Origin of the sequence: Oceanisphaera sp. (genome assembly GCF_052084945.1) — a bacterium.
Classification (GTDB): Bacteria; Pseudomonadota; Gammaproteobacteria; order Enterobacterales; family Aeromonadaceae; genus Oceanimonas.
On sequence record NZ_JBQDEX010000126.1, the window covers coordinates 1 to 6,591 of the forward strand.

Below are 6,591 nucleotides of genomic sequence, written 5' to 3' on the forward strand. Positions count from 1 at the left end.
AAAAAAGCCCCGCTTGTCGGGGCTTTTTTTGTTATATTATACCTCCCAGAATTCTCCTTTTTTGTAGTAGGAATTTGTTATGCAACGTCATTGGTATCAACATTTTTGGCCTTGGTTTCTGATTGTATTGCCCTTATGCGCGGTGGCCGCCAGCCTTTATACCTTCTACTTGGCAAGTTCAGGCGCTGATAGCATGGTGGTAGATGATTACTACAAAAAAGGTCGAGCCTATAATAAAGATTTGACTGAACTTAAACGCGCCGTGGAAATGAAAATGCTGGCTAAGCTCAGCTATCAAGACGAGCAAGTGTCTATCTCTTTAGTGGGATCTCAAAAAGCTGGTGAGGCCATAAAAGTGAGCTTTACTCACCCCACGCTAGAAAAAGAAGATCACTTGTTGATTATGACCGCAGATGGCTCTGGTATGTACCGCCAGCGCTTAGATGTTCCATTAATAAAAGGCAATTGGAACTTACAAATTGAAGCAATGGATGGCAACTGGCGAATACAAAGACGTATTAGCTTACCGATTAAAGACCAATTGCTTATTCGTGCGGAGAGTTAATAATGAACGGCTGTTTTCACTGCGGTGAAGCTGTGCCAGCTGGCAACCGCTTTATACTCGAGGTAGAAGGTAGCGCACAGCCGTTTTGTTGCCCAGGTTGTTTGGCGGTGGCTGAAACCATTATCGATTGCGGTTTGGCCAGCTACTACCAACACAGAACGGCGCCTGCCCCTAAGGCTGATGCGGTGCCTGATGAGCTCAAGCAATTACAGCACTATGATCTGGCTGAAATACAACAAGACTTTGTAACAAGTAAAGATAACCTAAACGAGGTGCAGCTGTCTATTTCAGGGTTAAGCTGTGCCGCTTGCGCTTGGCTGATTGAGCGACACTTAACCCGCGTGCCCGGTGTGGTACTGATTCAAGTTAATACCACCACAGAGCGCGCCCGGCTACGGTGGGACGAACAAACAACAACACTCAGCCAGCTATTGGCAGCGTTTGCTGAGATTGGCTATCAAGCACGCCCCTTTCAGCCTCATCAACAAGAGCAAGAGTATAACAAGGAAGTTAAATCTTATTTACTGCGCATGGGAGTCGCGGGCATTGCCAGCATGCAAGTAATGATGGTGGCAATTGCGTTATATGATGATTTATTCCCCAATACCGATGCCGGTTTAGTGGAGTATTTTCGCTGGGTAAGCTTATGGTTGAGTGTACCTGTGATGGGTTACTCTGCCCTGCCCTTTTATCATAATGCGTGGCGTGGCTTAAAAAATAAAACCTTAAACATGGATTTACCTGTTTCATTAGCAATGATTTTTGCCTTTGTCGCCTCAGTTTATGCCACCGTGACCCAGACCGGTGATGTCTATTATGAGTGCGTATCTATGTTCGCCTTCTTACTATTAACTGGGCGTTTTTTAGAAATGCGGGCCAAACGGCGCGCTTCAGAAACCACAGCCAACCTCACTTTATTAGTGCCTATGCTGGCCCGAGTAGAAACTGCAGAGGGTGAACAAGAAGTGGCGGCTAAAACCTTACAAGCAGAGCAAATTGTACTGGTTGCTCCGGGCAGTCAAATTCCTGCTGATGCCGAAATTATTGACGGTAGCAGCAGCATTGATGAGTCTATGTTAACCGGTGAGCATTTACCGGTGATCCGCCATAGCGGTGATGCGGTCTTTGCGGGTAGTACTAACGTAGAATCGCCACTGCGCTTAAAGGTGCTGCGGCCGCTGGGTGAAGCACGTGTATCGGAAATTCTACGAGCCCAAGATGATGCTCTGCTAGAAAAGCCCAAAGTCGCGGTGTTAGCCGATCAACTGTCTCGCTACTTTGTGGCCGCTTTGTTACTTGTCACTTTGGCAACTTATTTAGTGTGGTTACAGCTAGATGCTGGCAAGGCTTTTTGGGTGATGTTATCGGTACTAGTGGCTACCTGCCCTTGTGCATTGTCTTTGGCCACACCCACAGCATTAACGGTGGCTACTTCACGGTTAAGCCGTTCAGGGGTATTGGTACGCCGAGCTCACGTATTAGATACCTTACCCAAAATTAATCGAGTGGTATTTGATAAAACGGGCACCTTAACCCGTGGCGAAATTAGCCTGAGTCATACTCAAGTCTATGGCCGCCTAGATCAGACAGAGGCTTTGGCCATTGCTGCTGCGCTAGAAGCACAATCGGAGCACCCTATTGCCAGAGCCTTTGTCGAATATCGTCAGCAAGACATGCAGGTGCTCCACCGTAATAATCAGGTTGGCCGTGGTGTCACCGGCAGTATTAACGGTGTTTTTTATCGTTTAGGCAGTGGCGCATGGTTAGCGCCTGAGCAACAAATATCCGAGCTAAGTGTCTATTTGGCCGATGATGAAGGTGTGGTGGCGCGCTTTAGTTTATCTGATCCTTTGCGTGACGAAGCGGCGGATTTAATTAATGCCTGCAAGCAACAAGGCATTGCCACCACCATTCTAACGGGCGACAGCTCAGGTCAAGCAGAAATAGTGGCTGATACGCTGGGGGTAGATACCTTGGTCAAGCACGCAAGCCCCGACGATAAACTGGCCTATCTCAATAAATGCGATAAGGCCGGAGACATTTGCTTAATGGTAGGAGACGGTATTAATGATGCCCCAGTGTTAGCCGGTGCGCATGTCTCTTTTGCAATGGCGGGTGGTACGGATATTGCCAAAAATAGTGCCGATGCCATTATGCTCGCTGACGACTTACGCCATATTTTAACCGCCCGCCACGTTGCCAGCCGTTGCCGGGCGGTGATCAAACAAAATTTTAGCTGGGCGCTAGGATATAACGCCATTATTTTACCGCTGGCGGCCACCGGTCATGTATCACCTTGGTTTGCCATGGTGGGCATGTCAGTGAGCTCGCTGATTGTGATGACCAACTCACTGAGGCTTTCACGCTTATGACAGATAACGTAGATGTTTGGTATTTTATGATCCCCATCGCCATGGTGTTTGTGGGGTTGGCACTGGTGCTGTTCTTTTGGTCTGTTAAAAGTGACCAGTTTGAAGATCTAGACCGCCATGGCAGCAGTATTTTATTTGATGACGATAAAAGTTCACATCAGCAAGCGCAAACCAAACAAGTGAATGACACAGAGAATATATCGACAGATATAAAGGAAAAACATGACCACTCAGCTTGATGCCTGGGCAGCACTGCTTATTGGCTTTTTGGGTGCAGGCCATTGCATTGCCATGTGTGGCGGTGTGGCCGCGGCATTTTCCATGGCCATACCTAAAGAACAACAACGTTGGCAATGGCTGTATTTGCTTAGCTATAACGCAGGGCGAATTTTAAGTTACAGCCTAGCCGGCGCCTTAGTGGGCGGTATTTTTGCAAGCCTTGCTGAAGTAAGTGCCGGAAAACAAGCGCTGGTGTATTTTCGACTATTAACCGGCGTGATGATGATTTTGCTTGGGTTATACTTGGCTCGCTGGTGGTTTTTTTTATTACATCTCGAAAAACTAGGTACGGGCATTTGGCGCCATATTAAGCCACTCGCCAGCCGTTTTATTCCTTTTAAAAGCCCGTTAGCGGCCTTTCCTTTTGGCATGATCTGGGGCTGGCTGCCCTGTGGTTTAGTCTACTCGGCACTCACTTGGAGTGCGGTGTCGGGAGGTGCGTTAGAAGGTGCCCGGGTAATGGCGCTATTTGGTTTGGGTACGCTACCCACCTTATTAGCATTAGGCGGTTTAGCCGGACAGCTTCGCCATTGGTTAAATCACCCTAAATTTCGCCAACTATCTGGTATCTTATTGATTTGTTATGGTTTATTTACACTTTACCAAGCATTTCCGCTATTGTGATCAGCTATTAAGCAGTTATCTTTGGTGCTATGATTAGTTATTGATACCACAAAAGTATTGAGCTATGGGAAATCAGAAACAAATCATTAAAACCGCAGCTACCAACAGTCGCTCTATTCATTGCCAAGATTGTAGCATTAGCCAATTGTGCATTCCGCTGGGGCTTAACTCTGATGAGTTAGACGAGCTAGATAATATTATTGAGCGTAAGAAGCCGATTCAAAAAGGCCAAGAACTCTTTAAAGCAGGCGAAGAGCTCAAGTCTCTTTATGCTATCCGCGCCGGTACTATTAAGTCTTATACCATTACTGAGCAAGGTGATGAACAAATTACCGCCTTTCACTTAGCGGGTGATCTTATCGGTTTTGATGCCATTAATAATGGCAGTCACCCTTCTTTTGCCCAAGCATTAGAAACCGCTATGGTCTGCGAAATTCCGTATGAAGTGCTAGATGATTTGGCTGGCACTATGCCCCGCTTGCGTCAGCAGATTATGCGCTTAATGAGTAGCGAGATTAATGGCGATCAACAAATGATTTTGCTGCTGTCTAAAAAAACAGCTGAAGAACGTCTAGCCTCCTTTTTACATAGCTTATCTACGCGTTTTTCAGACCGTGGTTTTTCACCAAAAGAATTTAGATTGACCATGACTCGTGGCGACATTGGCAACTATTTAGGTCTTACCGTAGAAACGGTTAGCCGATTATTAGGTCGCTTTCAAAAAAATAATATGATTGAAGTGGATGGTAAATATATTCGCATCATTAATTTACCTGAGCTGGCCTGCCTTGCCGGTACACCCACTCCCCACTCACCGTTAGCTTGAAGCTTACTTTCATAAAGAGGGATGCCTTATGATTAAGTATCAACATATTTTAGTGGTTATCGATCCGGTTGCACAAACTCAACCGGCTCTGCATCGTGCTGTGTCTGTGGCGGCATTACAAGAGCAAGCTGATATCACCCTCTTCATGCCTATTTATGATTTTTCGTATGAAATGACTTCTATCTTATCGAGTAGCGAACGTGATGAAATGCGTGAAGGAGTACTACAAGGGCGTGAAGAGTGGCTAAAAACTTTATTAACCCCTTATGCCAATAGTAAGGTGACTTTTAATCTTAAGGTGGTGTGGCACAGCCGCCCATTTGAAGCCATTATTCAGCAAGTGGATGAAGGGCATCACGACTTAGTGGTTAAAAGTACCCATAAACACACACTTATTCAGTCTGTTATTTTTACACCAACCGATTGGCACCTACTGCGTAAGTGTCCCTGCCCAGTATTATTAGTAAAAGAACAAGAGTGGCGCATGGGTGGAAATGTATTAGCCGCCATTAACTGTAGCAGTGATGAAGAAGAACAAGAGGCCCTAAACAGCAAAATTATCGCCGAAAGTACAGAAGTCGCTCGGTTACTGACGGCTAATTTACACTTAGTAAACGCCTACCCGATCACACCCGTCAATATGGCGCTTGAGATCCCCGACTTTGATCCCACTGTTTATAAAGCGGCAGTTAAAAAGCACCATGAACGGACTTTGTACGAATACGCTGTACGTTTTGATGTTGAGTCAGACTGCTTACACTTAAAAGAAGGCTTAGCTGAAGAAGTGATCCCAGAATGTGCTGAGCAAACGCAAGCGAGTTTGGTTATTTTAGGATCCGTTGGCCGTACTGGATTTTCTGCCGCACTGTTAGGCAATACCGCTGAGCAAGTAGTGGATAAATTAGCTTGTGATGTATTGGTACTGCGCCCCGACAGCAGTCAATTATGATTTAATCATGCCGGCTTGCTTGCCCTCAAGCCACCAGTCTCTATAATAGCCCCAGTATTTTTGCTGGGGTTATCATGTCTTCTTCTATTCACACTGTTTCAACCACATCTCATTTAAACCAATCAACATCATCTGCCACATCAACGGCGAGTTTTAATAAAGTGCAAAAGCGGCTGCGTCGTCATGTGGGTCAGGCTATTAGCGACTTTAATATGATTGAAAATGGCGATCGTATTATGGTGTGTTTATCGGGAGGCAAAGACAGTTATGCCATGCTCGATATGCTGTTGCACCTAAAAGCGCATGCGCCCATCCATTTTGATATTGTTGCGGTGAACCTCGATCAAAAGCAGCCAGGATTTCCCGAGCATGTACTGCCTCAGTATTTAGAAGAGTTAGGTATTGAATATAAAATTGTGGAAGAAGATACCTACTCTATTGTGATGGATAAGGTGCCTGAAGGCAAAACCACCTGCTCGTTATGCTCGCGACTGCGTCGTGGTATTTTATATCGTACCGCCAGCGAGCTCGGGGCCACTAAAATTGCCCTAGGACATCACAGAGATGATATTTTAGAAACTCTGATGTTGAATATGTTTTACGGGGGCACCATGAAATCGATGCCGCCTAAATTAGTGAGCGATAACGGCAAGCATGTGGTGATCCGCCCATTGGCCTACTGCCATGAAAAAGACATAGTGAGCTTTGCACAGGCCAAAGCCTTCCCTATTATTCCCTGTAACTTATGCGGCTCTCAAGAAAACTTACAGCGCCAAAATATTAAAGCCATGCTCGAAGATTGGGATGCGCGTTTTCCGGGTCGTATCGCCAGCATGTTTAGCGCAATACAAAATGTAGTGCCTTCGCACTTACTCGATCATCAGCAGTTTGATTTTAAAAATATTAATAGCGAGTCGGGAGTGATTGACGGTGGGGATATTGGTTTTGATAAACCTGATGTTGCTAACCGCTTTGT

General features: G+C 45.8%; 7 protein-coding genes. All 7 read left to right on the forward strand.

Annotation, left to right across the window (positions count from 1 at the left end; genetic code table 11):
- Positions 1–79: 79 nt before the first annotated feature.
- On the forward strand, positions 80–565 hold the full coding sequence (locus tag ACTHY5_RS10460; RefSeq protein WP_441879392.1) for a FixH family protein: 486 nt from the start codon (positions 80–82) through the stop codon (positions 563–565).
- Positions 566–567: 2 nt separating this feature from the next.
- Positions 568–2,937 carry a heavy metal translocating P-type ATPase gene (locus ACTHY5_RS10465; protein ID WP_441879394.1) on the forward strand — a complete coding sequence of 790 codons (2,370 nt, stop codon included), beginning with the start codon at positions 568–570 and terminating at the stop codon, positions 2,935–2,937.
- Positions 2,934–3,176, forward strand: coding sequence for a cbb3-type cytochrome oxidase assembly protein CcoS (gene ccoS / locus ACTHY5_RS10470; protein WP_441879396.1), 243 nt, complete (start codon positions 2,934–2,936; stop codon positions 3,174–3,176). Before ACTHY5_RS10465 ends, ccoS begins: the two co-directional genes overlap by 4 nt.
- Positions 3,160–3,840: a sulfite exporter TauE/SafE family protein gene (locus ACTHY5_RS10475; RefSeq protein WP_441879398.1), complete on the forward strand. Its 681-nt coding sequence runs from the start codon at positions 3,160–3,162 to the stop codon at positions 3,838–3,840. The genes ccoS and ACTHY5_RS10475 overlap by 17 nt, the downstream gene beginning before the upstream one ends.
- A 64-nt stretch (positions 3,841–3,904) precedes the next feature.
- Positions 3,905–4,666, forward strand: coding sequence for an FNR family transcription factor (locus ACTHY5_RS10480; RefSeq protein ID WP_441879400.1), 762 nt, complete (start codon positions 3,905–3,907; stop codon positions 4,664–4,666).
- Between the two features lie 28 nt (positions 4,667–4,694).
- Positions 4,695–5,615 carry a universal stress protein UspE gene (gene uspE, locus ACTHY5_RS10485; RefSeq protein WP_441879402.1) on the forward strand — a complete coding sequence of 307 codons (921 nt, stop codon included), beginning with the start codon at positions 4,695–4,697 and terminating at the stop codon, positions 5,613–5,615.
- 74 nt (positions 5,616–5,689) lie between these two features.
- Positions 5,690–6,591, forward strand: a 902-nt coding sequence (gene ttcA, locus ACTHY5_RS10490; RefSeq protein ID WP_441879404.1) for a tRNA 2-thiocytidine(32) synthetase TtcA, incomplete at its 3' end; no start/stop codon positions are given.